Source organism: Mycobacterium sp. MMS18-G62 (assembly GCF_053877835.1).
Window position 1 is genome coordinate 4,363,457 of sequence record NZ_CM132662.1, and the last position, 26,296, is coordinate 4,389,752.

The window sequence follows — 26,296 nt, forward strand, 5'->3', positions numbered from 1 at the left end:
CGACGGGCGAGGCGTCTGCACGGTTCAGTCGGCCGGCTCTTCGGCCGGCAGTGGACGGTGTTCGATGAGATCGCGCACACCGCCTACGCCGAGCCGCTCACGAAAAGCCTGGACGGTGTAGCCGACGACCGAGGCGTCGCTGCACGCCCGCACCGTCGCCGAGCGTGGCAGGTGGAACAGCGGCCCGATCTCGCCGAAATAATCGCCGGTAGTCACGACCTTCAGCACTTCCTCGCCGCCGCCCGGCAACTCGCGCACGATCTCGAGCTCGCCGTCGGACACGACGTAGATCAGATCACCCATCGTGCCCTGCTCGAACAACACCTCGCCCGCCTCCAACCGCACCGTGTCGGGTGGTCGGTCTATCGACGCGAAGTCCGGCACCAGGTCGACGACGCGATCGGCCAGCGGAAGAATCCGGCTGTCGTGGGTGGCGACCACGACCATCCGGTCACCGGAGGCGAGTTCGCGAATCAGCCGCAACACCTCCTCGACTTGGATGAAGTCGAGGTGCGCGGTCGGCTCGTCGGCCAACACCAGCGGTGGATCGAGCGCGATGGCCCTGGCAACGGCGACGCGTTGTTGCTGTCCGCCACTGAGATCGCCAGGGCGGTGGGACATTCGATCCTGCAGACCGACGCGTGCGAGCAGCCGTTCGGCCCGCCCTACCGCCGCGCGGCGCGATATGCCGGCCGCGCGCATGGGCACCATCACGTTCTCCAACGCGGTGAGGCTGGGCACGAGGTTGAACGCCTGAAACACGATGCCAACCGTGTCGCGGCGGTACGTCGACAGCTCGCGGGCGTCGAGGGAGGTGACGTCGACGTTGCCGAACTTGATGGTGCCCGCGCTCGGTCGCAGAATCCCGCCAAGGCATGACAGCAATGTCGTCTTGCCACAACCGCTGGGGCCCAACAGGATTACCAGCGATCCGGCGGCCACGTCGAGGTTGAACCGGTCGATAGGGCGGACCGTATTCTCTCCGCTGGAGTACTCGACCGTGAGGTCTTGGATGCTCAGATCGCCCACGGGTCACGGACCTCCGAATGCGAGCGCAGGATCGACCGACACCGCGCGACGCAATCCCGCGGCGCTGGCGATCAAACCGATCACGACCGCGATCACGGGTAGCGCGACGAATGCCTGTACGGGAACGATCACCTGCATCGGGAACAGCGGTCCGAGCAGCTCCGACAGCACCGCCCCTAATGCCGCGGCGCACAGGGCCACGACGATCGCTTGTAGGGCCAGCCCGGCGAGGATGGAGCCCGTGGGCACGCCAATTGCCTTGAAAACAGCGAAGTCTCGCAACCGCTCGAGTGCCGAGAGATAAATGACGGACCCGACGATCAACGCCGCGACGATCCACAGCATGATCGCCACGATCGTGATCGAGTTCACCGCAACCTTCAGCGGTCGTAGCAGATCGGCGATGGCGCCGTCGCGGTCCACGGCCCGATAACCCGGTGGCGGCTGATTCAGGGTGCCGCGGACGCCGATCGATGCGACCAGCGGTTGGCCGCCGTACACCAGCTGCTGTGCGCCTGCGGTGGTGAGGAAGACATTCGGCAGATTGGCGAGCGCCGTGGAGTTCTCCACGATTCCGACGATACGCAGCTTGCGCGAAGCGATTTCGATTTCATCGCCCAAGCCGCGCCCGAGCGTGCTGGAGGCCGCGACCTCGTCGGGGGTGGACGGTGGCCGGCCCTGCGACACAGCCGGCATGCCGGGTCCGCGTTCCGGCGCCCCGAACAGGTCGGCGTTGCGCGTCGAATCGCCAAGGGTCACCGTGCCACCGGCGTACACGAGCGGAGCGGCAGCCGTCACGCCTGGTGTCGCAGCGATCCGTTGGAGGTCAACAGGAGCGAACGGGGTCGCGCCCACGAATGGGCCCGATGCGCCGGCTTTTACGACGAACGCATCGACGCCAAGCGAGTCGACGGTTCGCCGCGCTTCCACCCTGAACCCGTTCGCGAGGCCGGTGAGGACGAGCGTCATCCCGAAAATGATGGCGGTGCTGATGATCGCGATGACGAAGCGGCGTTTCCGCCACTGCATGTCGCGCAGCGCCGCGATCAGCATGTGAGCGACGTTACCGACGCTTCGGCGTTCGCGGGCAGGGTTTCGCTATGACTTGTCTTGACCGAATGCACTTACCAATGTGTTGCAGAAGGCGGGCAGATCGTCGGGCTTGCGGCTGGACACCAATGTGTTTGGTCCGCGTGAACACTCGACGACCTCGTCGTCGACCCAATTCGCACCGGCGTTGACGAGATCGGTCTTGACGCTCGGCCAGGACGTGATCATCCGGCCACGCACCACGTCGGCCTCGATCAGCGTCCAGGGGCCGTGGCAGATCACGGCGACGGGCTTGCCCGCGTCGAAGAAGCCTTTGGCGAATGCCACGGCCGCGGAATTCGTGCGCAGGAAGTCGGGATTGGCGACGCCGCCGGGCAGCACGAGCCCGGCGTAGTCGGACGCGGACACGCTGTCGGCGGACTTGTCGGCCTCGAATGTGTCGGCCGGCGTCAAGTGGTTGAACGCCTGGATCTTTCCGATCTCCGTCGACACCAGTTCCGGCGTGCCGCCTGCTTGCTCAATGGCCTTCCACGGTTCTGTCAGCTCGACCTGTTCGACGCCTTCGGGAGCGACGAGGAACGCAATTTTCTTGCCGTCCAGTGTCGTTGCCATGAATTCTCTCCCCTCGAGTTGTTGCCTATCGCACGCATACCCGGCGTGGCGAGCAACCAATCCCGGCGGCGACACCGGTACACTCGTACCAGTAGCCGGGCTGTTGGGCCCGGTCGGAATGTCGCGCTTTCACCGTCGAGTTGCGCGCTGGTGAGCACGAACAAAGGACTATGAGCGTGACTGCATTGCAGGATTGGCTCAGCATTCGCCCGGATCCCAAAACCCTGAAGGCGTTCATCTGCGAGGCACTGCGGGGCATCACCGACGACGAGCCGGCAAAGCCCGCCGAACCGGCCTTGCTCCGCCGGGGAGTGGAGCGCTGTTGACCGTCGGCTAGCGCGGCCGGTGCCGGCCCGCGGTCAGCTGTGTCGCCGCGTCCTCGCTCTCCACTGCGGGTTCGTCCGCATGCTCATGGCGACCGCTGATCAGCAGGCCGAGCACGGCACCCACGATGCACACGACCGCGGTGATCTTGAAGATCTCGCCGTACTGCATCGTGTAGGCCAGCCGGGTATTGGCGGCCAGCGCGGCACCGATCTCGAGCAGGCTGCCGCCCTTGGGCTTCGGCAGCGTCGCGAGAATCTGGTTGAAGCGGTAGAGGCCCCATGCGCTCAGCGCCGCGATGCCGACCAGCATGCCGATCATCCGTGCCACCACCACGGCCGCCGACGCGATCCCGTGCTGAGCCGCCGGAACGATGCGCAGCGTCGCCGACGTCAGCGGGCCGATCACCAGACCCAGACCGAGACCCGCGATCGCGAGGTCGGTGTCCAGCGCGGGAAGCGTGAAGATGCCGAGGTCGTGCTGTGCGGCCAGCAGGTCGACGGGCCATTTGGAGATCAGCCAGTAGCCGCCGGCGGCGATCAGCAGCCCGACGAACGCGACGATGCGGTCACCGACCTTGGTGGCGATCCAGCCGCCAAGCAGGGCCCCGATCGGCAACGCGATCAAGAACCGCAGCAGCAGCCCGGCCGCGGCGTTCTTGTCGAGGCTGAGCACACCCTGGCCGAACAGCTCGACGTTGACCAACGTCACCATCAGCGCGGCCCCGGCGGCCAGCGACGCTCCCAGCGCCGCCAGGAACGGCCGGAAATGCACGCCGGCCGGCTCGATCAGCCGGGTCCGGGCGAACTTCTCCCACACGAAGAACGCCACCGCCGCGACCAGCGCCCCGATGATCAGCGGCAGGCCGTAACTGGGCAAAACGTGCTTGCCGTCGGGCGCGGGGTTGTACAGACCCCACGTGGCCAGGCCAAGCGTGATCGCGAGCAGGACGCCGCCGACGACGTCGACTTTTTCCGGGTTCTCCGTCTTCAGCTTTGACGGCAGGCTGAAGTGGATCATCACCATCGCGATCAAGGCGAGCGGCACGTTGATCCAGAACACGTCGCGCCACGTGTTCAGCAGCCACACCACCGCGATGCCGTACAGCGGGCCGAGCACGCTGCCGAGCTCCTGAGCGGCGCCGATGCCTCCCAGCACGGCCGCCCGGTTGCGGGCCGACCACAGGTCCGCCGCGAGGGCCAACGTGACCGGCAGCAGCGCACCGCTGGCCGTGCCCTGGATGGCACGCCCGATGATCAGGGGCAACAGGTCATTGGAGAGCGCCGTGACGACGGAGCCGGCCGCGAACCCCGCCAGGCTGACCTGGAGCACGAACTTGCGGCCGAACCGGTCGGACGCCCGGCCCAGCAGCGGCATCGCCGCGATGTAGCCGAGCAGGTACCAGGTCACGATCGGCGTGACGCGCTGGATCTGGTTAATCGCGATGCCGACGTCACGCATGATGTCGGTCATGATCGTGACGACGACGTAGGTGTCTAGCGCGCCGAGCAGGACCGCGAGGCTGCCGGCGCTGATCGCGATACGCCGCGAACCGTTCATCAGACAGCCGGTTTGTTCACGGTTACCGGCTTGCCCCAATCCGTCAGCGTCATCGTGACGCTGTTGCCCGGGGTCGGCTCCAGCTTGGCCTGTATCAGCGCATGGTCGCCGTCCTCGCGGATCCACGCCGTGCCTGGAACGGGCCCGGTCGCCGCGATCTGCGGGGCGATCTTGTTGACGGCGTCGGGGCTGACGTTTCCGGTGACGCGCACGGTCTCGACGCCGTTGAGTGTTTCGCGGCCGTCGGCCTTGGGGTCGGAGAAGTTTGCCAGGATGTTGGCCAGGCCCGTGTCGGGGTTCAGGATCGCCGAGACGTCGTAGATGTCGGCGGCCGGGCCGAAGTCCTGGAAGCTACCGCCGGCGGTGATGGCGCCGTACAGGTTGCCGTCGGCGACCACGAAGTCGACTCCCTCGAGCTTTTGGCCGAGGAACAGGATGTTGGCCTTGCCCTGCGCGGCGACCGCGGGCGCGTTCGTCAGATCGCCCTCGAGCGATTCGATCGGCAGGTCCTTGATCTCGCCCTGCACCACGAGCTTGAGGTGCACGCTCTTCTGCGCCTTGGTGGTCTGGTTGGACTCCTTGAGCAGCGTGGCGGCGTCGGGTAGGTCCTTGGTCGAGTTGTCGGACTTCGAGCAGCCGACGAGAAGAGCGATAGCGGCGAAAAGGACGGCGAAGATGGCCAATAGGCGCGTCTGCATTCCTGCATCGTAGATGGTCCGCCGACACACACGCGTCCCACGGCTAGCCGGTAGAAGTGGAATCGTGCCTGCTGAACTGGACTTTCGGCACGTTGCCTTCGTTCGGCCGGTGCCTACTTCAGATCAACGTTTTGCAGGGCTTCACTCGCACTTTGTCTGCAAAAGGTGCGTCTCGCGGGTCGGCGAGAAGCCGCGGTCTGGATAGGCTCATCGGCGTGTTCACCGGAATCGTCGAAGAACTGGGCGAAGTCGTCGGCAAGGAAAACCTCGGCGATTCCGCTCGGTTCGTCATTCGCGGCCCCATCGTCACGGCCGACGCCAGCCATGGCGATTCCATCGCGGTGAACGGCGTCTGCCTGACGGTCGTCGACGTACTACCTGACGGAGCGTTCACCGCCGACGTGATCGGCGAGACGCTGAGCCGTTCCAGCCTTCGCGGGCTCGGCGTCGGCAGCCGCGTCAACCTCGAGCGCGCGGCCGCGGTGAACAGCCGGCTCGGCGGCCATATCGTTCAGGGCCATGTCGACGGCACGGGTCATGTGATTGCGCGCACACCGTCGGAGCACTGGGAGGTGGTGCGGATCGCGCTGCCGACCTCGCTGTCGCGCTATGTCGTCGAAAAGGGCTCGATCACCGTCGACGGGGTCTCGTTGACCGTCTCCGGCCTAGGTCACGACTGGTTTGAGGTCTCGCTGATTCCAACCACCCTCGGCCTCACCACATTGGGCGCGGCGGAGGTCGGCGCGCAGGTCAACCTCGAGGTCGACATCATCGCCAAATACGTCGAACGGCTGATGAGCCAGACCGCTGGATAAGACTGGCAATAACCACTGGCCCCCGGTGGTTCATACTGATGTGATGACGAGGCTGGATTCCGTCGAGCGGGCGGTCGCCGATATCGCCGCGGGAAAGGCCGTCGTCGTCGTCGATGACGAGGATCGCGAGAACGAGGGCGACCTGATTTTCGCCGCCGAGAAGGCGACTCCCGAACTCGTCGCGTTCATGGTGCGCTACACGTCGGGCTATCTGTGTGTGCCGTTGGACGGTGCGATCTGTGACCGCCTCGGCCTGCTGCCGATGTATGCGGTCAATCAGGACAAGCACGGCACGGCCTACACCGTCACCGTTGACGCCAGAATCGGTGTGGGAACGGGAATTTCGGCATCGGACCGGGCAACAACCATGCGCCTGCTCGCCGATCCGTCCAGCGTCTCAGACGATTTCACCAAACCTGGACATGTGGTCCCGCTGCGCGCGAAGGACGGCGGAGTGCTGCGCCGCCCCGGCCACACCGAGGCCGCCGTCGACCTGGCACGCCTCGCGGGTCTGCAGCCGGCAGGCGCCATCTGCGAAATCGTCAGCCAAAAGGACGAAGGCGCGATGGCCCAGACCGATGAGCTGCGGGTTTTCGCCGACGAACATGACTTGGCGCTGATCTCGATCGCCGATCTGATCGAGTGGCGGCGCAAACACGAAAAGCACATCGAGCGCATCGCCGAAGCGCGCATCCCCACTCGTCACGGTGAATTCCGGGCGGTGGGTTACACCAGCATCTACGACGACGTCGAGCATGTCGCGCTGGTGCGCGGCGACATCGCCGGGCCACACGGCGACGGCCACGACGTGCTGGTGCGCGTGCACTCGGAGTGCTTGACCGGCGACGTGTTCGGCTCCCGGCGCTGCGACTGCGGCCCCCAGCTGGACGCCGCCATGGCGATGGTCGCCCGCGAAGGCCGCGGCGTGGTGCTGTACATGCGTGGCCACGAAGGCCGCGGCATCGGCCTGATGCACAAGCTTCAGGCCTACCAGCTGCAGGACGCCGGCGACGACACCGTCGACGCCAACCTCAAGCTCGGCCTGCCCGCCGACGCACGCGACTACGGCATCGGCGCGCAGATACTTGTCGATCTCGGTGTGCGGTCGATGCGGCTGCTGACGAACAACCCCGCCAAGCGGGTCGGTCTCGACGGTTACGGGCTGCACATCATCGAGCGGGTGCCGCTGCCGGTGCGCGCCAACGCCGAGAACATCCGCTATCTGATGACGAAACGCGACCGGATGGGCCACGATCTCACGGGCCTGGACGATTACGACGAAGCGGTGCCGGGCGAATTCGGCGGAGCCCTATGAGCGGCGCCGTGAATTGAGCAGCCAGAGCGGAGCTCTGAATTGAGCGGAGGCGCGGGAGTTCCCGATCTGCCACAGCTTGACGCATCGGATCTGACGCTGGCGATTGTGGCCAGCACGTGGCACCCCAAGATCTGCGATGCGCTGCTCGACGGCGCGCGCAAGGTCGCCGCCGACGCGGGCATCGACAACCCGACGATTGTGCGGGTGCTGGGTGCGATCGAAATTCCCGTGGTCGCACAGGCATTGGCGGCGACACACGACGCCGTCGTAGCGCTTGGTGTGGTGATCCGCGGTGAGACACCGCATTTCGACTATGTCTGCGACGCTGTGACCCAGGGCCTGACCCGGGTATCGCTGGACGCGTCCACCCCGGTCGCGAACGGCGTGCTCACCACGAACACCGAACAGCAGGCCCTTGACCGCGCCGGGCTACCGGAATCGGCCGAAGACAAGGGCGCGCAGGCCGCCGCCGCCGCGCTGTCCACTGCGCTGACGCTGCGCGATCTAAGGTCATGAGCGACAACTGGGACATCGAAGTCCGGCCGCATCTGACGCCGTATTTCGCCTACGGTTCGGCCGTGTTGATCGTGGCGGTGGGCGTGGTGCTTGGGTTGCTGCTCAAGATCTCATCGACGGGCGTGGTGTTCCAGACCGCGGATCAGGTGGCGATCGCGTTGCTCGGCGTGGTCATCGCCGGTGCGGTGCTGTTGTTCGCACGGCCGCGACTGCGGGTCGGTGCGTCCGGCGTCGCGGTGCGAAACCTGTTCGGGTATCGGCTGATTCCGTGGTCGGATGTGGTGGATGTGTCGTTCCCACGTGGGGCGCGCTGGGCGCGAGTGGATTTACCCGACGACGAATACGTTCCGGTGATGGCGATCCAGGCCGTCGACAAGGAGCGCGCGGTCGAGGCTATGGACCGCGTACGCGGCCTGCTCGGGCGCTACCGGCCCGATATCAGCTCACGCTGAGCGACATCGCGACTTCGCCACGCGGGCTTGAACTTTCGACATCGGTGGCCATGAAGCCCAGGCTTTCGTACACACCCCGGGCTAATACGTTGTCGGCCGCCACCCGCAGGGTGACCGTGCGTGCTCTACGGTCGCGGGCCCAGTCCACCGCTGCAGAAACCAGCGGCCGCGCCAAACCCTGACCGCGGGCGGCTGGGTCGAGCCACAACGAGTACAGGTACACGGTTTCGGCGTTCTCGTGCTGTGCGCCGATCAGGCCGACGGGCCGGTTGCCGATCAGCGCCGCAAATTGTGCGTGATCGCGCAATCGCCGCCGCCACTGCGCTGCGGTGAACATCGACTCCTGCTGGTACTGCGGGTCGTTCTGGCCGAGCGAGTCGGTCAGCGCGCGCAGCCGGACACCGGCGAAGACTTGCCAGTCCGACTCGGTCAGCCTGGCGACACGGGCCGTTGTCGCCGTCACCGGGCGTCGCCCATGACCAGGCCCTCACGGCGCGGGTCCGCGCCACCGACCCAACCCGCGACGTCGCGGGTGATCGCCGAAAGCCCGCTGGATTGGTCGGCCAGGTCGACCTGATGCCCGAGTTTCCGCAGTCCTTGCACCAGCGGGTCATGGTCGCCGTTGTCGGAGATGTCGATGTCCGGATGCTCGCCGCCGACATTCGTCTTCGGCGTATTCGCGGCGCCGAAGTCCACCGCGGACACCGCCTGCTGTGGATCCAGGCCCCAGTCGATCATTCCCACAACGGTTTTCACGACGAACTGGATGATCACCGAGCCTCCAGGCGAGCCCGCAATTGCGTAGAGCTGACCGCGGGCTGGACCCGGTTTATCGAACACCAGCGTGGGCGCCATCGTGCTGCGTGGCCGCTTTCCCGGCTGGACGCGGTTGGGTACCGGCGCGCCGTCTGGCCCGGCGGGCTCGGCGGAGAAATCGGTCAGCTGATTGTTGAGGATGAACCCGTCGACCATGTGGAACGACCCGAATGCCGATTCCACCGTGGTGGTCATCGAGGCGGCGTTGCCCTGCGCATCGACGATGCTGATCTGGCTGGTGCCGTGTTCGGCCGGCGGCGGCACGGGCGTTGTCGGCGGTCCGAATTCGCCCGGCTTCGCGGTGCCCATCGTGTGCTGCTCTGAGATCAGTGCCGCCCGCCCGGCGAGGTATTCGCTGCCAAGCAACGCGTTGGGCGATCCACCCGGCAGTGGCACGAATTCCGTGTCGGCGACGTACTTGTCGCGGTCGGCGTAGGCCAGCCGCTCGGCCTCGGAGATGAGGTGTACGCCCATCACCGTGGGCTTGCCGCCGTTGAGATCGACGTCGGTGGGTTTGTAGTTGCCCATCGGGAAATGCTCGAGCATGCCGAGCGTCGCCGCCACCGCAATGCCACCCGACGACGGCGGCGGCATGCCGCAAATTTCCTTCCCGCGGTAGGGAGTGCAGAGCGGTTCGCGTTTCTTGGCCGTGTAGCCGGACAGGTCCTGCAGCGTGATCAGGCTCGGGGTGCGGCCGCCGGTGGTGTCGGTCGCCGAGGCGACGATGGCGTTGGCGATGTCGCCGGTGTAGAACGACTGCGGATCGGATGCGATGGCGCCCAACGTCTTTGAGTAGGCGGGATTGGTCAGCCGCGTTCCCGACGACTTCGGGCTGCCGTCGGGATTGAGGAAGTAGGCCGAGGCGTTCGGATCGACTTTCAATTGCGGGGCGGCGTCGGCGATCGCGGCGGCAAGCCGAGCGCTGATATCGAAGCCGTTGTCAGCCATCGTCACGGCCGGCGTGAACAGATCGCGCCACGCGGTCTTGCCGTGCTCGGTGTGAACGTTCTGCAGCAGCCGCAGGATGCCGGGCACGCCGATGGATCGGCCGGAGGCGCGGGCGTCGGGTTTGGGCGCGGTGCGGTCGGTATCGGAGACCCAGCGCAGGTAATTCTCGGTGGCCGCCGCCGGCGCGACCTCGCGTCCGTCATAGGCCTGCACGGTGCCCGCGGCGGCGTCGTAGTACAGCAGGAACCCGCCGCCGCCAATGCCGGACGACTGCGGCTCCACCAGGCCGAGCACCGCCTGCGCGGTGACCAGCGCGTCGGCTGCGCTGCCCCCCTTGTTCAGCACTATGCAGGCCTCCTGGGTGGCCAACGGGTTAGCGGTGGCCACCGCGTAGTGAGCGGTCCGCACAGCCGTCATGTCCTTGCGGTAGCTGGCCGCTGGTGCCGCGGACGTCTTGGGTGCCGGGGTGCCGTTGGCGATGACCGAGCAGGGGGCCGCCACGGTAGGTGACGGCGCGTTCTCCTCGGCCGCACAGCCGGCCAGGACCAAGATCACAGCTGCGAGCGGCGAGAGGATCCGCATCACTCGACGGTAGTTCATCGGGGCCGTCCGACGACGGCAGTAACCTGGAATCCGTGCCCGATCCAGCGACGTATCGACCCGCCCCCGGGTCGATACCCGTCGAGCCGGGCGTCTACCGGTTCAGGGACCCGCACGGCCGGGTGATCTACGTCGGCAAGGCCAAGAGCCTGCGCAGCCGGCTCAACTCATACTTCGCCGACATCGCGGGTCTGGCGCCGCGCACCCGGCAGATGGTGATGGCCGCGGGCAGCGTCGAGTGGACGGTGGTGAACACCGAAGTCGAGGCGCTGCAGCTGGAGTACAACTGGATCAAGGAATTCGATCCGCGGTTCAACATTCGCTATCGCGACGACAAGTCGTATCCGGTGCTGGCGGTGACCCTGAACGAGGAGTACCCGCGCCTGATGGTCTACCGCGGGGCGAGGCGCAAGGGCGTTCGCTACTTCGGACCGTACTCACATGCCTGGGCCATCCGCGAGACCCTCGATCTGTTGACCCGGGTGTTCCCCGCGCGTACATGTTCGGCAGGAGTGTTCAAGCGGCATAGGCAAATCGGGCGGCCGTGCTTGCTGGGCTACATCGACAAGTGTTCGGCACCCTGCATCGAGCGGGTCAGTGCCGCGGAGCACCGGCAGATCGTCAACGACTTCTGCGATTTCCTCGCGGGCAAGACGGATCGACTGGCCCGCGACATGGAACAGCAGATGACCCAGGCCGCCGCGGAGCTGGACTTCGAGCGGGCAGCGCGGCTGCGCGACAACATCTCCGCGCTCAAGCGCGCACTGGAGAAGCAGACCGTGGTGTTCGGCGACGGCACCGACGCCGACGTGGTCGCGTTCGCCGACGACGAACTCGAAGCCGCCGTACAGGTGTTCCACGTGCGCGGCGGACGCGTGCGCGGCCAGCGCGGCTGGATCGTCGAAAAGTCGGGGGAGCCAGGCGAATCCAGTCAGGAGCATCTCGTCGAGCAATTCCTGACGCAGTTCTACGGCGATCAGGTCGAGCTTGATGGCGCCGCCGACGAGTCGCTGAGCCCGGTGCCCCGGCAGGTACTTGTGCCGTGCCTGCCTGCCAACGCCGGCGAGCTGGAAATATGGCTGTCCCAGCTGCGCGGTTCACGAGTTTCGCTGCGGGTGCCGCGACGCGGTGACAAGCGCGCACTGGCCGAAACAGTGAAACGCAACGCGCAGGACGCGCTGACGCAGCACAAGCTCAAGCGCGCCGGTGACTTCACCGCGAGAACGGCTGCGCTGCAAAGCATTCAGGATGCCCTCGGGCTGGCCAATGCTCCACTGCGCATCGAATGCGTGGACATCAGCCACGTACAGGGCACCGATGTGGTCGCGTCGCTGGTGGTGTTCGAAGACGGACTGCCACGCAAATCGGACTACCGGCATTACGCGATCAGACAAGCCGCCGGGGAGGGCCGCTCCGATGACGTGGCATCGATCGCAGAGGTGACGCGTCGGCGGTTCTACCGTCACCTCCACGACATCGAGCATCCGACAGAGCTTGCGCCGGAAGGGAAGTCGCGGAAATTCGCCTACCCTCCGAACCTGTATGTTGTCGATGGTGGCGCCCCGCAGGTCAACGCCGCCGCGGCCGTGCTCGACGACCTCGGTATCTCCGACGTGGCGGTCATCGGGTTGGCCAAGCGCCTGGAAGAGGTGTGGGTGCCGTCGGAGCCCGACCCCGTCATCATGCCGCGAAACAGCGAGGGCCTGTATCTGCTGCAGCGGGTGCGTGACGAGGCGCACCGGTTCGCGATCACCTACCACCGCAGCAAGCGGTCCAAGCGGATGACCGCGTCGGCTCTGGACTCGGTGCGCGGGTTGGGGGAGCACCGGCGCAAGGCGCTGGTCACCCACTTCGGTTCGGTGGCCAGGCTGAAGCAGGCCAGCGTCGACGAGATCACCGCGGTACCGGGTATCGGCGTGGCTACCGCCAAAGCCGTGCTGGAGGCGCTCGGTGTACCGCCCGATTCCGACGCGCCCGCCCCGGTTATCGGCAATGATCAGACCAGGGCATCGGGATGACGGGGCATATGCACGAGGAACTGCGCGAGGGCGCCGGCGAATCGGACATCGACGTCGTCCTGGTCACCGGTCTTTCCGGGGCAGGTCGGGGCACGGCAGCAAAAGTGCTCGAGGACCTGGGCTGGTATGTCGCCGACAACCTGCCGCCCGAGCTGATCGCCAGGATGGTCGAACTGGGCCTGGCGGCGGGTTCGCGCATCACGCAACTGGCCGTGGTGATGGATGTGCGATCGCGTGGCTTCACCGGTGATCTGGACTGGGTTCGCAGCGACCTTGCGACCCGCAACATCACGCCGCGGGTGCTGTTTCTTGAGGCGTCCGACGACATTTTGGTGCGTCGCTATGAGCAGAACCGGCGCAGTCATCCGTTGCAGGGCAATCAGACTCTGGCAGAAGGCATCGCCGCCGAGCGGGCGATGCTGGCGCCGGTGCGCGCCGCGGCCGATCTGGTGATCGATACGTCGACGTTGTCGGTGCCGGCGCTGCGCGAGAGCATCGAGAGGGCCTTCGGCGGTGAGACCGTCGCGCACACGAGTGTCACCGTGGAGTCGTTCGGGTACAAGTACGGACTGCCGATGGACGCAGACACCGTGATGGACGTACGGTTCCTTCCCAACCCGCATTGGGTGGACGAGCTGCGGCCCCACACCGGCCAGCATCCAGCGGTGCGCGACTACGTGCTGGGTCAGCCTGGCGCCGTGGAGTTCCTGGACACCTACCATCAGCTGCTCGACGTCGTCATCGACGGCTATCGCCGGGAAGGGAAGCGCTACATGACCGTTGCCATCGGTTGCACCGGCGGTAAACATCGCAGCGTCGCGATGGCCGAGGCGCTGGCGGCTCGTCTGCAGGGCGGTGATGCGCTCACGGTTCGGGTGCTGCACCGGGATCTGGGGCGCGAATGAGTCCGCGGATCGTTGCCCTCGGTGGCGGACACGGCCTCTATGCCACACTGTCTGCCGCCCGCAGGCTCACGCCGCATGTCACCGCGGTCGTCACCGTCGCCGACGACGGCGGGTCGTCAGGGCGGCTGCGCAGCGAACTCGATGTGGTGCCCCCGGGCGATTTGCGAATGGCGTTGGCCGCGTTGGCATCTGACAGTCCGCACGGCCGGTTGTGGGCGACGATCATCCAGCACCGGTTCGGAGGCAGCGGCGCGCTGGCGGGCCATCCGATCGGCAACCTGATTCTGGCGGGCCTCAACGAGGTGCTGGCCGATCCCGTGGCGGCGCTCGACGAACTCGGCCGCATCCTCGGGGTCAAGGGCCGGGTGTTGCCGATGTGCCCGATCGCGCTGGGGATCGAGGCGGATGTGGCGGGCCTGGAAGCCGACCCCCGGATGAGCCGGGTGATCAGCGGGCAGGTGGCGATCGCCACCACGGTCGGCAAGGTGCGGCGGGTGCGTCTGCTTCCCGGCGATCCGCCCGCCACCCGCCAGGCGGTGGACGCGATCATGGCCGCCGACCTCGTGGTGCTTGGACCGGGCTCCTGGTTCACCAGCGTGATCCCGCATGTGTTGGTGCCGCAGTTGGCCGCCGCACTGCAGGCGACCGAGGCGCGGCGGGCACTGGTGCTGAACCTGGTGGCAGAACCGGGGGAGACCGCGGGATTCTCCGTCGAGCGTCACATCCACGTGCTGTCGCAGCACGCGCCGGACTTCACCGTGCACGACATCATCGTGGACGCCAGCCGGGTGCCGGGTGAACGCGAGCGCGAGCAACTGCGTCGTACCGCAAACATTCTCGATGCCCGAGTTGAGTTTGCTGACGTGTCGAGACCTGGTACACCTTTACATGACCCGGCGAGGTTGGCCGCGGCGTTGGAAGGTGTGCGCCTGCGCGGCGTTGCGCCTCCGGCGCAGACCGTGCCAACGCCGACAGTGAACGGACCGAGAGGTGACGACCCGTGGCGATGACAGCCGAGGTCAAGGATGAGCTGAGCCGGCTGGTAGTCAATTCGGTGAGCGCTCGCCGCGCCGAGGTGGCGTCCCTTCTGCGTTTCGCCGGAGGACTGCACATCGTGTCGGGACGCGTGGTTGTCGAGGCCGAGGTCGACTTGGGCATCATCGCGCGGCGCCTGCGCAAGGACATCTATGACCTGTACGGCTACAACGCCGTGGTGCATGTGCTGTCGGCCAGCGGGATCCGCAAGAACACCCGCTACGTGGTGCGGGTGGCCAAAGATGGGGAAGCGTTGGCGAGGCAAACCGGACTGCTCGATCTGCGCGGCAGGCCGGTGCGTGGCTTGCCGGCACAGGTCGTCGGCGGCAGCGTGGCCGATGCCGAAGCCGCTTGGCGCGGCGCATTTTTGGCGCACGGCTCGCTGACCGAACCGGGCCGCTCGTCGGCGCTCGAGGTGAGTTGCCCCGGGCCTGAGGCAGCGCTGGCGCTCGTCGGCGCTGCGCGTCGCTTGGGGGTCAGCGCGAAGGCGCGCGAGGTGCGGGGCAGCGATCGCGTCGTGGTGCGCGACGGTGAGGCCATCGGTGCTTTGCTGACGCGGATGGGCGCGCAGGACACAAGGTTGACGTGGGAAGAGCGCCGGATGCGCCGGGAGGTGCGCGCCACCGCGAACCGGTTGGCGAATTTCGATGACGCGAACCTGCGCCGCTCGGCACGCGCCGCGGTGGCCGCGGCCGCGCGGGTGGAGCGTGCGTTGGAGATTCTTGGCGACACGGTGCCCGACCATTTGGCCGCGGCGGGCAAGCTGCGCGTCGAGCATCGACAGGCGTCGCTGGAGGAGCTGGGCCGCCTCGCCGACCCGCCGATGACGAAAGACGCCGTGGCGGGCCGTATTCGGCGGTTGTTGTCGATGGCCGATCGCAAGGCCAAGCAGGACGGCATCCCGGACACGGAGTCGGCCGTCACGCCGGACCTGCTCGAAGACGCCTAGCTGTTGGCGCGTGTCAAACCGGTCGGCGGCTCCGGCTGTGGATTGAAGCCACGGATGACGCCTGGCGGATCCGGCTGCGGGTCGAAGCCGCGGATCTTGCCTGGCGGGTCCGGCTGCGGGTTGAAGGCTTGGGCCGTGCCCATGCTCAGCCCTAGTCCGGCCAGCGCGACGCTGCCCGACACCAGCGCTCCGACGATGATTCTCTTCATGGTGTTCTCCTTGACTCTTGTGGGTCAGTAGTCAGCATGGGGAGCGGGCCTTGGAAGATTCTTGGCGGCTGCGCCAACATTGCGTCCGAAACCAGTTGGGCAACAGCGATAGTGTCAATATGAGCGCACTTAAGGTCGGCGCGGCCTTTCCCGATCCGCCGTTCAACGGCATGCCCGACGGCGGTGGCCTCGATATCGATCTGCTGACGGCGATCGCTGAAGCACTCGGCGCCACCGTCGAATTCGTCCCGTACGAGGGCGCAGACTTCAACGGCATCTTCGACGCGCTTGGTTCTGCCTACGACTGCATCGCCGCCGGCACGACTGTTACGCCCGAACGCGAACGCAGAGCGCAGTTTGTGCCGCCGTACCTGATATCTGGCCAGTCGCTGGCCGTCGACACCACCCGACTGCCCAACGTGACCTCCATCGACGACCTTGAAGGCCTGACAATCGGTGTGCAACAAGGCAATACCAGCCAGCCGATCGCCGAGCAGCTAGTCGCACAAGGCAAAGCGGCGCGCGTGCGCGTCTACGACTACGGCAGCATCCGCTCAGCGCTGACCGACTTGACGACCGGCGAATGCGACGCCTTCATTAAGCTGGCACCCGTGCTCACCGAGCTCGTCAAGCCGGTGCCCGGCGTCGAGGTAGTACAGCGTGGCATCACCGTCGAGAACATCGCTATCGCCGTGCCACTGGGCGACCAGACGTTGTTCGGCCGCATCACCGTCGCGCAGGCAGAGCTCGAAGCCGACGACACCCTGCCTCGAATCCGGCAGAAGTGGCTCGGCGATCCCGCCGCCGATCAGAGCTCGGCCGTGCACTGATGGTCAGCGTGACTCCACCATGACCTGGAAACCGTCGAGGATGGTCTTCGCGTCGTCCACGTAGGCCGGCTTGTCAGGTTGCGTCGTTTGCAGACCGATGACGGCGGCATACCTGTGCTCGCCGGTCGTCACCACGGCGATCGCCGTTCCCTTACGCGGTGGAATAGCACCCATCTGCGGCAGCGCGAACGTCACCCGCTGTGCCGGGAACCCGCAGACCGGGCTGTCCGATGTCTTGGTGAGATCGGTGCCACCCGCCAGCTTGACCAGCCCGTCCCACTCCATGTCGAAGATCTCTCCTGGCGAGCTGTCATGGGTGGTCACGTCTTCCAGCGTGACCAACGCGCTTGGCGCGAAATTGTTCGCGGCCATTCCAGCGTTCGCCATGGCATAGCGGATCAGCTCCGAGTCGAGCATCGTGCTGCGCTCCCAGTTCTCAGGATGCGGGATCCGTATGACCGGTTCTCCACTGCGCTGCGGCTCGATTGTCGTCATCGGTGCGGACACGGATGTGCACTTGTCTTCGCCGATGAACGGCTGTCGCACCGCGACGCCGCTTGTCATGTGGCTGCACGCCGCGACGGCGCTGGTGACGATCGTCAAACAGCCCAGCCGACGTAACCGCGTCTTAAGCCTCATGTGCTTGATTCTGGCTGGCAAGACCGCCCGCGCGAGGCGAATACCGCACCACTAGGCTGGTCATCGAGCAATTCACCAGAGGCAACAAGGGAGTGACACGTGACGATCCGGGTAGGCGTGAACGGCTTCGGCCGCATCGGACGCAACTTCTACCGGGCGCTTGAGGCGCAAAAGGCCGAGGGCAAGAGCACCGACATCGAGGTGGTGGCCGTCAACGACCTCACCGACAACGCCAGCCTGGCGCACCTGCTGAAATTCGACTCGATCCTGGGCCGGTTCCCCAAGGAGGTCGGCCTTGAGGGCGAGGACACCATCGTCGTCGGCGATCAGAAGATCAAGGCCCTTGAGGTCAAGGAGGGTCCTGCCGCGCTGCCGTGGGGGGATCTGGGTGTCGATGTCGTCGTGGAGTCGACGGGCATCTTCACCAAGGCCGAGAAGGCCAAGGGCCACCTGGATGCGGGCGCGAAGAAGGTGATCATCTCGGCGCCGGCGACCGATGAGGACATCACGATCGTGCTCGGTGTGAACGACGACAAGTACGACGGCAGCCAGAACATCATTTCCAACGCGTCGTGCACCACGAACTGCCTCGGCCCGCTGGCCAAGGTGCTCAACGACGAGTTCGGCATCGTCAAGGGCCTGATGACGACCATCCACGCCTACACCCAGGACCAGAACCTTCAGGACGGCCCGCACAAGGACCTGCGCCGCGCCCGCGCGGCCGCGCTGAACATCGTGCCGACCTCGACCGGTGCGGCCAAGGCCATCGGCCTGGTGCTGCCCGAGCTGAAGGGCAAGCTGGACGGCTATGCGCTGCGCGTGCCCATCCCGACGGGCTCGGCTACCGACCTGACCGTCGAGCTGTCCAAAGCCGGCTCGGTCGAGGAGATCAACGCCGCGTTCAAGGCCGCCGCCGAGGGGCCGCTCAAGGGCATCCTGAAGTACTACGACGCCCCGATCGTGTCCAGCGACATCGTCACCGACCCGCATAGCTCGATCTTCGACTCGGGCCTGACCAAGGTCATCGACAACCAGGCCAAGGTCGTCTCCTGGTACGACAACGAATGGGGCTACTCCAACCGCCTCGTCGATCTGGTCGCGCTGGTCGGCAAGTCCCTCTAGCGCAATGGCCGTCAAGACCCTCGACGACCTACTTGCAGAAGGGGTTTCGGGCCGCGGTGTTCTCGTGCGCTCGGACCTCAACGTCCCGCTGGACGACGACCGGAACATCACCGACCCGGGCCGGATAATCGCATCGGTGCCGACGCTGCAGGCGCTGTCCGACGCGGGAGCCAAGGTCGTCGTCACCGCGCACCTCGGCAGGCCCAAAGGCGGACCGGACCCCAAGCTGTCGCTGGCGCCTATCGCAAAGGCATTGGGAGACAAGCTCGGTCGGCACGTCCAGCTGGCGGGCGATGTCGTCGGCTCCGACGCGCTTGCTCGCGCTGAGGGCCTGACGGACGGCGACATCCTGCTCCTGGAGAACATCCGCTTCGACCCGCGCGAAACGAGCAAGGACGACGCCGAGCGCGTCGCGCTGGCCAAGCAACTGGTCGAATTGGTTGGCGACGACGGTGCTTTCGTCTCCGACGGGTTCGGGGTGGTGCACCGCAAGCAGGCCTCGGTGTACGACGTCGCCACACTGCTGCCGCACTACGCGGGCACGCTGGTCGCGGCGGAGATCAAAGTCCTCGAGCAGCTGACCAGTTCCACCGACCGGCCCTATGCGGTCGTGCTCGGCGGTTCGAAGGTGTCGGACAAGCTGGCCGTCATCGAGAATCTGGCCACCAAGGCGGACAGCGTGCTCATCGGCGGCGGAATGTGCTTTACCTTCCTTGCCTCGCAAGGGGTTTCGGTAGGCAAGTCGCTGCTTGAGGAGGGCATGATCGACACCTGCCGCAAGCTGCTCGAGGACCACGGCGACGTGATCCACGTCCCGGTCGACATCGTCGTCGCCGACGAATTCAAGGCCGATTCGCCGTCGCAGACCGTTCCGGCCGATCGCATCCCGGACGACAAGATGGGCCTGGACATCGGCGCCGGCTCCGTCGAGCGATTCACCACGCTGCTGTCCAACGCCAAGACGATCTTCTGGAACGGCCCGATGGGGGTGTTCGAGTTCCCCGCGTTCGCCGCCGGCACCAAGGGCGTCGCCGAGGCGATCATCGCGGCGACGGGCAAGGGCGCCTTCAGCGTCGTCGGCGGCGGCGATTCCGCGGCCGCCGTGCGACAGCTCGGCCTGCCCGAGGACGGCTTCTCACACATTTCCACCGGTGGCGGGGCGTCGCTGGAATACCTTGAGGGCAAGACGCTCCCTGGCCTGGAGGTACTGGAATCATGAGCCGCAAGCCGCTGATCGCCGGCAACTGGAAGATGAACCTCAACCACTTCGAAGCGATCGCGCTGGTGCAGAAGATCGCGTTCTCGCTGCCGGACAAGTACTTCGACAAGGTCGACGTGTCCGTCATCCCGCCGTTCACCGACCTGCGCAGCGTGCAAACGCTCGTCGACGGCGACAAGTTGCGGCTGACGTACGGCGCGCAAGACCTGTCGCAGCACGACTCCGGCGCCTACACCGGCGACATCAGCGGCGCGTTCCTCGCGAAGCTGGGTTGCACGTACGTCGTCGTCGGGCACTCCGAGCGCCGCACCTACCACCACGAGGACGACGCACTCGTGGCGGCCAAGGCCGCCGCGGCGTTCAAGCACGGGCTGACACCGATCATCTGCATCGGTGAGCAGCTCGAGGTGCGTGAGGCCGGTAACCACGTCGAGCACAACGTCGAGATGCTGCAGGGGTCGCTGGCCGGCCTTTCGGCTGAGCAGATCGGCAACGCCGTCATCGCCTACGAGCCGGTGTGGGCGATCGGCACCGGCCGGGTGGCCAGCGCCGCCGATGCCCAAGAGGTCTGCAAGGCCATCCGCGACGAGCTGGGAAAGCTGGCGTCGCCTCAGCTCGCGGCGGGTGTCCGGGTGCTTTACGGCGGCTCTGTGAACGCCAAGAACGTCGGCGAGATCGTCGCGCAGGAAGATGTCGACGGAGCGCTGGTCGGCGGTGCGTCTCTGGACGGGGAGCAGTTCGCGACCTTGTCGGCGATCGCCGCCGGCGGCCCCCTGCCCTGATCACCACTGCGCGACCTGTAATCTGGCGGCCATGGAATTGGCCCTGCAGATCATCCTGGTCGTGACCAGTGTGCTGGTCGTGCTCCTGGTGCTGCTGCACCGCGCCAAGGGCGGCGGCCTGTCCACGCTGTTCGGTGGCGGCGTGCAGTCCAGCCTGTCCGGGTCCACCGTCGTGGAGAAGAACCTCGACCGGCTGACGTTGTTCGTCACCGGTATCTGGCTGGTGTCCATCGTCGGCGTGGCTCTGCAGATCAAATACAGCTAGTCCGCGGCGATGAATGCGCCGCAGTACGGCCAGCAGCCCTACGGCCAGCCGTACTACGGACAACCTCGCGAGGGCATCGCGATCACCACGCAGTATTCAGTGCTGGCCTGGCTGTACGCCGCGATCACGCCGAAGATCTTTCTGAATGGCCACGACGTGCCGATCCGCGGCTGGGGTCGCACTGTGCTGCCCCTCGCGCCCGGGCAATACCACGTGCACGTGTACATCCCGTACTGGCTTCCAAGTCGCGCAGGCACCGCGGACTACACCGCGGTGGTGAACCCCGGGCAGTGGGTGGAATTGGACTACAAGGCGCCGCTGATCACGTTCAGTCGTGGATCGCTGGGCCCGCCGCCGCAGAGCTACAACGGAATTGGCGTGATGGTCGCCATCGCCGTGGTGTCGGCCCTGTTCGTGCTCGCCCTGGCGGTCCTGTTACTGACGACCGGCTAGAGGATGCCGCCGACGCCCGGCAGATTGCCGACGACCGGAAGGTCACCGAGCAGACCGTCGCCACCCATCGGGTCGTCGTCACAGACCTGCGTCTGCTGCGGCACAGTGATTACCTTTCCTTGACTGCCGATCGTGACGGTGTTCTTCGGGCAGGCGGGCTGTGGTTCGGCGCTTGCCGCAGCGGGAAGTGCGACGGTAGTTGACACCGCGAAGAAACCCGCGGCGATTAGTCGAAGCGTCATGCGGTTCCCCAAACCTGTGTATTCGCTGTCGCGCTAGCTTAGCCCGCCGTGCGGACGGTGGCGGCTGCGCAGATACTTGGGGGCATGGCTGAGGACGCCGCGCTAGCGCCGATCGGTTCGGTGCAGCGCACCCAGGTGGGGCGCGAGGCGACCGAGCCGATGCGGGAAGACATCCGGCTGCTGGGCGCGATCCTCGGTGACACCGTCCGTGAGCAGAACGGCGACGAAGTGTTCGACCTCGTCGAACGCGCGCGGGTGGAGTCGTTCCGAGTGCGCCGTTCGGAGATCGACAGGTCCGAACTGGCCGGCATGTTCGACGGTATCGACATACATCAGGCGATCCCCGTCATCCGCGCCTTCACGCATTTCGCGTTGCTTGCCAATGTCGCCGAGGACATCCACCGCGAACGGCGCCGCGCAGTCCACGTCGCCGCGGGGGAGCCGCCGCAGAACAGCAGTCTGGCCGCTACGTACCTGAAACTCGATTCGGCCGAACTGGATTCGACGACGGTGGCCGACGCGCTGACCGGGGCGCTGGTATCGCCGGTGATCACCGCACACCCCACCGAGACCCGTCGCCGCACGGTGTTCGACACCCAGCACCGAATCACCGAGCTGATGCGGTTACGTTTGCACAGCCACTCGTCAAGCGAGATCGAGCCGGAGCTGCGCCGCCACATCCTGACGCTATGGCAGACCGCGCTGATCCGGTTGTCGCGGTTGAAGATTCAGGATGAGATCGAAACCGGTCTGCGCTATTACGAGGCCGCGTTTTTGGAAGTCATCCCGCAAGTCAACGCCGAGGTCCGCAGTGCGCTGCAGGCACGCTGGCCCGACGCCGCCGTGCTCGAGGAGCCGATCCTGCGGCCCGGGTCGTGGATCGGCGGCGACCGCGACGGCAATCCCAACGTCACAGCCGACGTGGTGCGACTCGCGACGGGCAGCGCCGCGTATACGGCGCTGCAACACTACTTCGCCGAGATCACCGCGCTGGAGCAGGAATTGTCGATGTCGGCGCGGTTGGTTACGATCAGCGACGAGCTGGCGGCGTTGGCCGACGAGTGTGACGAGCCGGCCCGCGCCGACGAGCCCTACCGCCGCGCTCTGCGCGTCATCCACGGCCGGCTTACGGCGACGGCTGCGGAGATCCTGGACCGCCAACCCGAGCATGAGCTTGACCTCGGACTGCAGCGCTACTTGACGCCGGCCGAGCTGTTGGCCGATCTGGATGTCATCGATGCGTCGCTGCGCGCCAACGGCAGCGCGGTGCTGGCCGACGACAGGTTGGCCCGGCTGCGGGAAGCCGTGCGTGTCTTCGGGTTTCATTTGTGCGGGCTCGATATGCGGCAGAACTCCGACGTGCACGAGGAGGTGGTCGCCGAACTGCTGTCGTGGGCGGGTGTGCATCCCGACTACAGCTCGCTGCCGGAACCGGAGCGCGTCGAACTGCTGGCGGCCGAATTGGCCACGCGCAGACCGCTCACGAAAGACGGCGCCGAGCTGTCCGAGCTGGCCCGTAAAGAACTCGACATCTGCGCGGCAGGCGCACGAGCCGTCACCGTGTTCGGGCCGCAGGCAATACCGAACTACATCATCTCGATGTGCCAATCCGTGTCGGACATGCTCGAAGCGGCGGTCCTGCTGAAGGAGGTCGGGCTGCTGGACGCGTCGGGTTCCGAGCCGTATGCGCCCGTCGGCATCGTGCCGCTGTTCGAGACCATCGACGATCTGCAACGCGGTTCGTCGATTCTCGAAGCGGCGCTGGAACTTCCGGTGTACCGGGCGATCGTCACGGCACGCGGCGACAGCCAAGAGGTCATGCTCGGTTATTCCGACTCCAACAAGGACGGCGGCTACTTGGCGGCCAACTGGGCGCTGTATCGCGCCGAGCTCGATCTGGTGGAGTCGGCGCGCAAAACGGGAATCCGGTTGCGGCTCTTCCACGGTCGCGGAGGGACCGTCGGTCGTGGCGGCGGCCCAAGCTATGACGCGATCCTGGCGCAGCCGCCAGGTGCGGTGAACGGCTCGTTGCGCATAACGGAGCAGGGTGAGGTGATTGCGGCCAAGTATGCCGAACCGCGTATCGCGCACCGCAACCTGGAGACGCTGCTGGCCGCCACGCTCGAAGCCACCCTGCTGGACGTCGAAGGCCTGGGCGATGCGGCCGGGCCTGCCTACGAGGTGCTCGACGATTTGGCGGCCCGCGCGCAGCGCGCATACGCCGAATTGGTGCACGAGACACCGGGTTTCGTCGACTACTTCAAGGCGTCGACGCCGGTGAGCGAAATCGGCGCCCTGAACATCGGGAGCCGGCCGACGTCGCGCAAGCCCACGACGTCCATCTCGGACCTGCGGGCGATTCCGTGGGTGCTGGCATGGAGCCAGTCTCGGGTGATGCTGCCGGGTTGGTACGGCACGGGAACTGCGTTCGAAGAGTGGATCGCCGAAGGCGACGGACGACTGGAAGTGCTGCAGGACCTTTACCGGCGGTGGCCGTTCTTCGCCACAGTGTTGTCGAATATGGCGCAGGTGATGGCGAAGTCGGACATGGGGCTGGCCGCACACTACTCGGAGCTGGTGGAGGATGAGGCGCTGCGGCGGCGGGTGTTCGACAAGCTTGTCGAGGAGCACGACCGCACGATCCGGATGCACAAGCTGATCACCGGGCAGGACGATCTGCTGGCCGACAACCCGTCCCTGGCGCGGTCGGTGTTCAACCGGTTCCCGTATCTGGAGCCGTTGAACCATCTGCAGGTCGAGCTGCTGCGGCGTTACCGCTCGGGTGATGACGACGAACTTGTCCAGCGTGGCATCTTGCTGACGATGAGCGGCCTCGCGACGGCGCTGCGCAACAGCGGCTAGATGTGTGTGCGGTCGCGGATCGCCTTGACCGCGCCGCGGACCGCCTGCTCGGTGGCGGTCAGCGGTAACATCACCGATTCACCGACCCCGACGATGCGTTCGACACGGTCGACGATGCGTTCCATGCGGTCCACCACCGCGTTCAGCCGCGGCGCGAGTTCGTTGATCTGATTGATCGTGTCGTTGAACCGTTCGAGGGTGGCGTCGAGGTTGCCCGTCGAGTTGTTCAGGTCGACCAGCGTCTCGCTCAAGCCCTCGAGGATCGTGTCGACCTGCTCGACCGTGACGTCGGCATTGAGCGCCGCCTGGGCGAGCTTCCTGATCCGTTCGGGTCCTGTGCGCACCGGCTTGGCGCCCTTGTCTGCCATGACGGTCATTATGACCACACGCGTGGAACCGCCGGGCCACAGTGGTCGTCTGAATCAGATGTGATGAAGCGGGAGGGGGACAGGGCGTCCCGCCAGTGCCGGGTCGATCCACGCAAAGCTGCCCACGGAACCGACCCGATGGCCCAGCTAGCCCAATACGCGCGGGGGTTTGAAGACGGTCAAAGCGACTGCGCCTCAAGGAGATATGACTAACACCGTTCAGAAGGGTGGGGGTTCGTAGTTGGCGGCGAGCCAGGCTTGGCGTTGGCGTTCTTCTTCGGCGATGAGTTCGGTGCGTTGGCGGCGTTCGGCGTTGATGCGGTCTTGGCGGTTTTGGTCGCGGGTTTGTTTGCGCCGCGGCATCATCGTGTGACGCCACGGGCTGGGTTCCTCGACCCTGGATGCCGCCAATGCCGCGATGGGTGCCGCCAGGGCGGGAAACATGGCCGCACCGTGCGGTTGGCTGGTGTAGACGTGCCCGGTCGGCGCCGTCAACACGATCGTCCCGTCGGGTAACTGCTGCTCGCTCCAGCCTGGGTGGAACGTCTTGATCAGATGATGAATACGGCAGTAGTGCTTGAGATCGGAGGCATGGGTGAGACCGGCCGGGTAGGGCACCGTGTGGTCGACATCGCATTGAGCCACCGGCCTGTCACAGCCCGGCCAGCAACACGTCAAATCCCGCCACTTGACGAACTCGCGTGTCACCGCCGAGGGCCGATACCCCGGATCCGGTGTCGCACTCGGCATCACCAACGGCTTGAGCATCGCTGTCGTGGCCAGGTCGCGCACCGATTCGGCGGGCAGAATCCCAAAGCCGGGCAGATATCCCGGATGGTCACTAGTCCCCTCGACGGTGGCGTGTTCGGCCAGCACATGAATCACGGCGCTGGCCGCCACCGCCGCCGCGTCACGTTCCACTGCCGCAGCGCAATCGGGTGATCCGCATCGGCACGCCAGGGTGGCCTCACCGCGTCCCAGCGCCCCGGCCGCATCGGCGCGGCGCTGCTCTTTGGTGCGCGGGTCGTTGGCGCACACCGTGGCCGCCAACGCGTCCAGACGCTGATCCAGTGCTGCGCCGTCGGCGGCGTTCAGATAGCCCGAGATCGACGCGACACCGGGGCTCGCCGGGTCGATGTCGACATAGCGGTTGTCGTTGACCGTCGGCGGCACCCGCACCCCGGCCGGATCGAACTTGGCCACCCACTGATCCACCCGGTCGCGCAACTTCGGGCCCGACAGCTTCATCCACTTGGTGCAATGACGGGCGATCGCCTCATCGAGCTCGGGCCTCACCGACGCCTCCACGTTTTCGGTGCGGCTGATGATCGTCGACACCATCCGAAAATCGATCATTCCAGAGCAAAACACTCGGGCCACTGTGGGCAGCCGATGCCACAACGCGCACGCAAATTGCACCTGACCCACCGCGCGGGCGTGGCTGATGTTCTGCACCGCCGAAACCTCTGCGGCCACCGCATCACACGCATCGGCACAACACCACTGCGCATCAGCCAGCTCGCCCGAGCGCCGCACAAACAACTCCGCCACCGCCGCCAACCGCTGCGCGATCGCCGTCGACTCATCCCGGGTCGCCTCACCCATCACATCGATGAGCTCCGCATCCGACACGCCATCGAACATACATTCGATCATGCCAGAA

At 66.2% G+C, this 26,296-nt stretch carries 28 protein-coding genes; 16 read left to right on the plus strand and 12 right to left on the minus strand.

Annotated elements, in window-relative coordinates; genetic code table 11:
- Positions 1-24 precede the first annotated feature (24 nt).
- The 3 genes from ACWW36_RS21755 to ACWW36_RS21765 are packed head-to-tail and all read right to left on the minus strand — an operon-like array spanning position 25 to position 2,691.
- Positions 25-1,029 carry an ABC transporter ATP-binding protein gene (locus tag ACWW36_RS21755; RefSeq protein WP_456138038.1) on the minus strand — a complete coding sequence of 335 codons (1,005 nt, stop codon included), beginning with the start codon at positions 1,027-1,029 and terminating at the stop codon, positions 25-27.
- A gap of 3 nt (positions 1,030-1,032) precedes the next feature.
- Positions 1,033-2,082, minus strand: a complete 1,050-nt coding sequence (locus tag ACWW36_RS21760) for an ABC transporter permease (RefSeq protein WP_456138039.1) — start codon at positions 2,080-2,082, stop codon at positions 1,033-1,035.
- 45 nt (positions 2,083-2,127) lie between these two features.
- The gene (locus ACWW36_RS21765) at positions 2,128-2,691 is read right to left on the minus strand and encodes a type 1 glutamine amidotransferase domain-containing protein (RefSeq protein ID WP_456138040.1); all 564 of its coding nucleotides are present in this window, start codon (positions 2,689-2,691) and stop codon (positions 2,128-2,130) included.
- 176 nt (positions 2,692-2,867) lie between these two features.
- Between ACWW36_RS21765 and ACWW36_RS21770 the strand changes: the two genes are divergently transcribed.
- Positions 2,868-3,017, plus strand: coding sequence for a hypothetical protein (locus ACWW36_RS21770; protein ID WP_456142694.1), 150 nt, complete (start codon positions 2,868-2,870; stop codon positions 3,015-3,017).
- Between the two features lie 7 nt (positions 3,018-3,024).
- On the opposite strand, the gene ACWW36_RS21775 is transcribed toward ACWW36_RS21770, so the two are convergent.
- Positions 3,025-4,575 carry an MFS transporter gene (locus tag ACWW36_RS21775; protein WP_456138041.1) on the minus strand — a complete coding sequence of 517 codons (1,551 nt, stop codon included), beginning with the start codon at positions 4,573-4,575 and terminating at the stop codon, positions 3,025-3,027.
- Positions 4,575-5,273 carry an LppX_LprAFG lipoprotein gene (locus ACWW36_RS21780; protein ID WP_456138042.1) on the minus strand — a complete coding sequence of 233 codons (699 nt, stop codon included), beginning with the start codon at positions 5,271-5,273 and terminating at the stop codon, positions 4,575-4,577. Before ACWW36_RS21780 ends, ACWW36_RS21775 begins: the two co-directional genes overlap by 1 nt.
- 215 nt (positions 5,274-5,488) lie before the next feature.
- On the opposite strand from ACWW36_RS21780, the gene ACWW36_RS21785 reads away from it, so the two are divergent.
- The 4 genes from ACWW36_RS21785 to ACWW36_RS21800 are packed head-to-tail and all read left to right on the plus strand — an operon-like array spanning position 5,489 to position 8,371.
- Positions 5,489-6,088 (plus strand): riboflavin synthase, encoded by a 600-nt coding sequence (locus tag ACWW36_RS21785; RefSeq protein WP_456138043.1) that lies wholly within the window; start codon positions 5,489-5,491, stop codon positions 6,086-6,088.
- A gap of 43 nt (positions 6,089-6,131) precedes the next feature.
- Positions 6,132-7,403 carry a bifunctional 3,4-dihydroxy-2-butanone-4-phosphate synthase/GTP cyclohydrolase II gene (locus ACWW36_RS21790; protein ID WP_456138044.1) on the plus strand — a complete coding sequence of 424 codons (1,272 nt, stop codon included), beginning with the start codon at positions 6,132-6,134 and terminating at the stop codon, positions 7,401-7,403.
- A 39-nt stretch (positions 7,404-7,442) separates the two neighbouring features.
- The gene (gene ribH, locus ACWW36_RS21795) at positions 7,443-7,919 is read left to right on the plus strand and encodes a 6,7-dimethyl-8-ribityllumazine synthase (protein WP_456138045.1); all 477 of its coding nucleotides are present in this window, start codon (positions 7,443-7,445) and stop codon (positions 7,917-7,919) included.
- The gene (locus ACWW36_RS21800; RefSeq protein ID WP_456138046.1) at positions 7,916-8,371 is read left to right on the plus strand and encodes a PH domain-containing protein; all 456 of its coding nucleotides are present in this window, start codon (positions 7,916-7,918) and stop codon (positions 8,369-8,371) included. Before ribH ends, ACWW36_RS21800 begins: the two co-directional genes overlap by 4 nt.
- Here the strand turns inward: ACWW36_RS21800 and ACWW36_RS21805 are convergent.
- Complete coding sequence (locus tag ACWW36_RS21805) at positions 8,358-8,834, minus strand: GNAT family N-acetyltransferase (protein ID WP_456138047.1); 477 nt, start codon at positions 8,832-8,834, stop codon at positions 8,358-8,360. The genes ACWW36_RS21800 and ACWW36_RS21805 overlap by 14 nt on opposite strands.
- On the minus strand, positions 8,831-10,717 hold the full coding sequence (locus ACWW36_RS21810; RefSeq protein ID WP_456138048.1) for a gamma-glutamyltransferase family protein: 1,887 nt from the start codon (positions 10,715-10,717) through the stop codon (positions 8,831-8,833). Before ACWW36_RS21810 ends, ACWW36_RS21805 begins: the two co-directional genes overlap by 4 nt.
- A 53-nt stretch (positions 10,718-10,770) precedes the next feature.
- Between ACWW36_RS21810 and uvrC the strand changes: the two genes are divergently transcribed.
- Genes uvrC through whiA form a run of 4 tightly spaced genes read left to right on the plus strand, consistent with a single transcriptional unit; the run spans position 10,771 to position 15,642 of the window.
- On the plus strand, positions 10,771-12,753 hold the full coding sequence (gene uvrC, locus ACWW36_RS21815; RefSeq protein WP_456138049.1) for an excinuclease ABC subunit UvrC: 1,983 nt from the start codon (positions 10,771-10,773) through the stop codon (positions 12,751-12,753).
- Positions 12,750-13,658: an RNase adapter RapZ gene (gene rapZ, locus ACWW36_RS21820; protein WP_456138050.1), complete on the plus strand. Its 909-nt coding sequence runs from the start codon at positions 12,750-12,752 to the stop codon at positions 13,656-13,658. The genes uvrC and rapZ overlap by 4 nt, the downstream gene beginning before the upstream one ends.
- Positions 13,655-14,668: a uridine diphosphate-N-acetylglucosamine-binding protein YvcK gene (yvcK, locus tag ACWW36_RS21825; RefSeq protein ID WP_456138051.1), complete on the plus strand. Its 1,014-nt coding sequence runs from the start codon at positions 13,655-13,657 to the stop codon at positions 14,666-14,668. The genes rapZ and yvcK overlap by 4 nt, the downstream gene beginning before the upstream one ends.
- A complete protein-coding gene (gene whiA / locus ACWW36_RS21830) occupies positions 14,665-15,642 on the plus strand; it encodes a DNA-binding protein WhiA (RefSeq protein WP_456142577.1) in 978 nt (325 codons plus the stop codon). The genes yvcK and whiA overlap by 4 nt, the downstream gene beginning before the upstream one ends.
- Here the strand turns inward: whiA and ACWW36_RS21835 are convergent.
- Entirely contained in the window at positions 15,639-15,851 is a 213-nt protein-coding gene (locus ACWW36_RS21835; protein WP_456138052.1) for a hypothetical protein, read from the minus strand. The two genes, whiA and ACWW36_RS21835, sit on opposite strands and share 4 nt — an antisense overlap.
- A 119-nt stretch (positions 15,852-15,970) precedes the next feature.
- Here ACWW36_RS21835 and ACWW36_RS21840 point away from each other — a divergent pair, with 119 nt between their 5' ends.
- Positions 15,971-16,681: an ABC transporter substrate-binding protein gene (locus ACWW36_RS21840; protein ID WP_456138053.1), complete on the plus strand. Its 711-nt coding sequence runs from the start codon at positions 15,971-15,973 to the stop codon at positions 16,679-16,681.
- Between the two features lie 3 nt (positions 16,682-16,684).
- Here ACWW36_RS21840 and ACWW36_RS21845 read toward each other — a convergent pair whose 3' ends face one another.
- Positions 16,685-17,320, minus strand: coding sequence for an LpqN/LpqT family lipoprotein (locus ACWW36_RS21845; protein WP_456138054.1), 636 nt, complete (start codon positions 17,318-17,320; stop codon positions 16,685-16,687).
- Positions 17,321-17,419: 99 nt separating this feature from the next.
- On the opposite strand from ACWW36_RS21845, the gene gap reads away from it, so the two are divergent.
- From gap to ACWW36_RS21870, 5 genes are read left to right on the plus strand one after another with little or no spacing between them, the layout of a single operon-like run.
- The gene (gap, locus tag ACWW36_RS21850) at positions 17,420-18,442 is read left to right on the plus strand and encodes a type I glyceraldehyde-3-phosphate dehydrogenase (protein WP_456138055.1); all 1,023 of its coding nucleotides are present in this window, start codon (positions 17,420-17,422) and stop codon (positions 18,440-18,442) included.
- Between the two features lie 4 nt (positions 18,443-18,446).
- A complete protein-coding gene (locus ACWW36_RS21855; RefSeq protein WP_456138056.1) occupies positions 18,447-19,661 on the plus strand; it encodes a phosphoglycerate kinase in 1,215 nt (404 codons plus the stop codon).
- Complete coding sequence (tpiA, locus tag ACWW36_RS21860; RefSeq protein WP_456138057.1) at positions 19,658-20,443, plus strand: triose-phosphate isomerase; 786 nt, start codon at positions 19,658-19,660, stop codon at positions 20,441-20,443. Before ACWW36_RS21855 ends, tpiA begins: the two co-directional genes overlap by 4 nt.
- Before the next feature lie 31 nt (positions 20,444-20,474).
- Positions 20,475-20,708: a preprotein translocase subunit SecG gene (gene secG, locus ACWW36_RS21865; protein WP_325339184.1), complete on the plus strand. Its 234-nt coding sequence runs from the start codon at positions 20,475-20,477 to the stop codon at positions 20,706-20,708.
- A 9-nt stretch (positions 20,709-20,717) separates the two neighbouring features.
- Entirely contained in the window at positions 20,718-21,161 is a 444-nt protein-coding gene (locus tag ACWW36_RS21870; protein WP_456138058.1) for a hypothetical protein, read from the plus strand.
- Here the strand turns inward: ACWW36_RS21870 and ACWW36_RS21875 are convergent.
- Positions 21,158-21,403 carry a hypothetical protein gene (locus tag ACWW36_RS21875; protein WP_456138059.1) on the minus strand — a complete coding sequence of 82 codons (246 nt, stop codon included), beginning with the start codon at positions 21,401-21,403 and terminating at the stop codon, positions 21,158-21,160. The genes ACWW36_RS21870 and ACWW36_RS21875 overlap by 4 nt on opposite strands.
- Before the next feature lie 84 nt (positions 21,404-21,487).
- On the opposite strand from ACWW36_RS21875, the gene ppc reads away from it, so the two are divergent.
- A complete protein-coding gene (gene ppc / locus ACWW36_RS21880; protein ID WP_456138060.1) occupies positions 21,488-24,265 on the plus strand; it encodes a phosphoenolpyruvate carboxylase in 2,778 nt (925 codons plus the stop codon).
- On the opposite strand, the gene ACWW36_RS21885 is transcribed toward ppc, so the two are convergent.
- Positions 24,262-24,633 carry an ATPase gene (locus ACWW36_RS21885; protein ID WP_456138061.1) on the minus strand — a complete coding sequence of 124 codons (372 nt, stop codon included), beginning with the start codon at positions 24,631-24,633 and terminating at the stop codon, positions 24,262-24,264. The genes ppc and ACWW36_RS21885 overlap by 4 nt on opposite strands.
- Before the next feature lie 219 nt (positions 24,634-24,852).
- Positions 24,853-26,277, minus strand: a complete 1,425-nt coding sequence (locus ACWW36_RS21890) for an HNH endonuclease signature motif containing protein (protein ID WP_456138062.1) — start codon at positions 26,275-26,277, stop codon at positions 24,853-24,855.
- Positions 26,278-26,296: the final 19 nt, after the last annotated feature.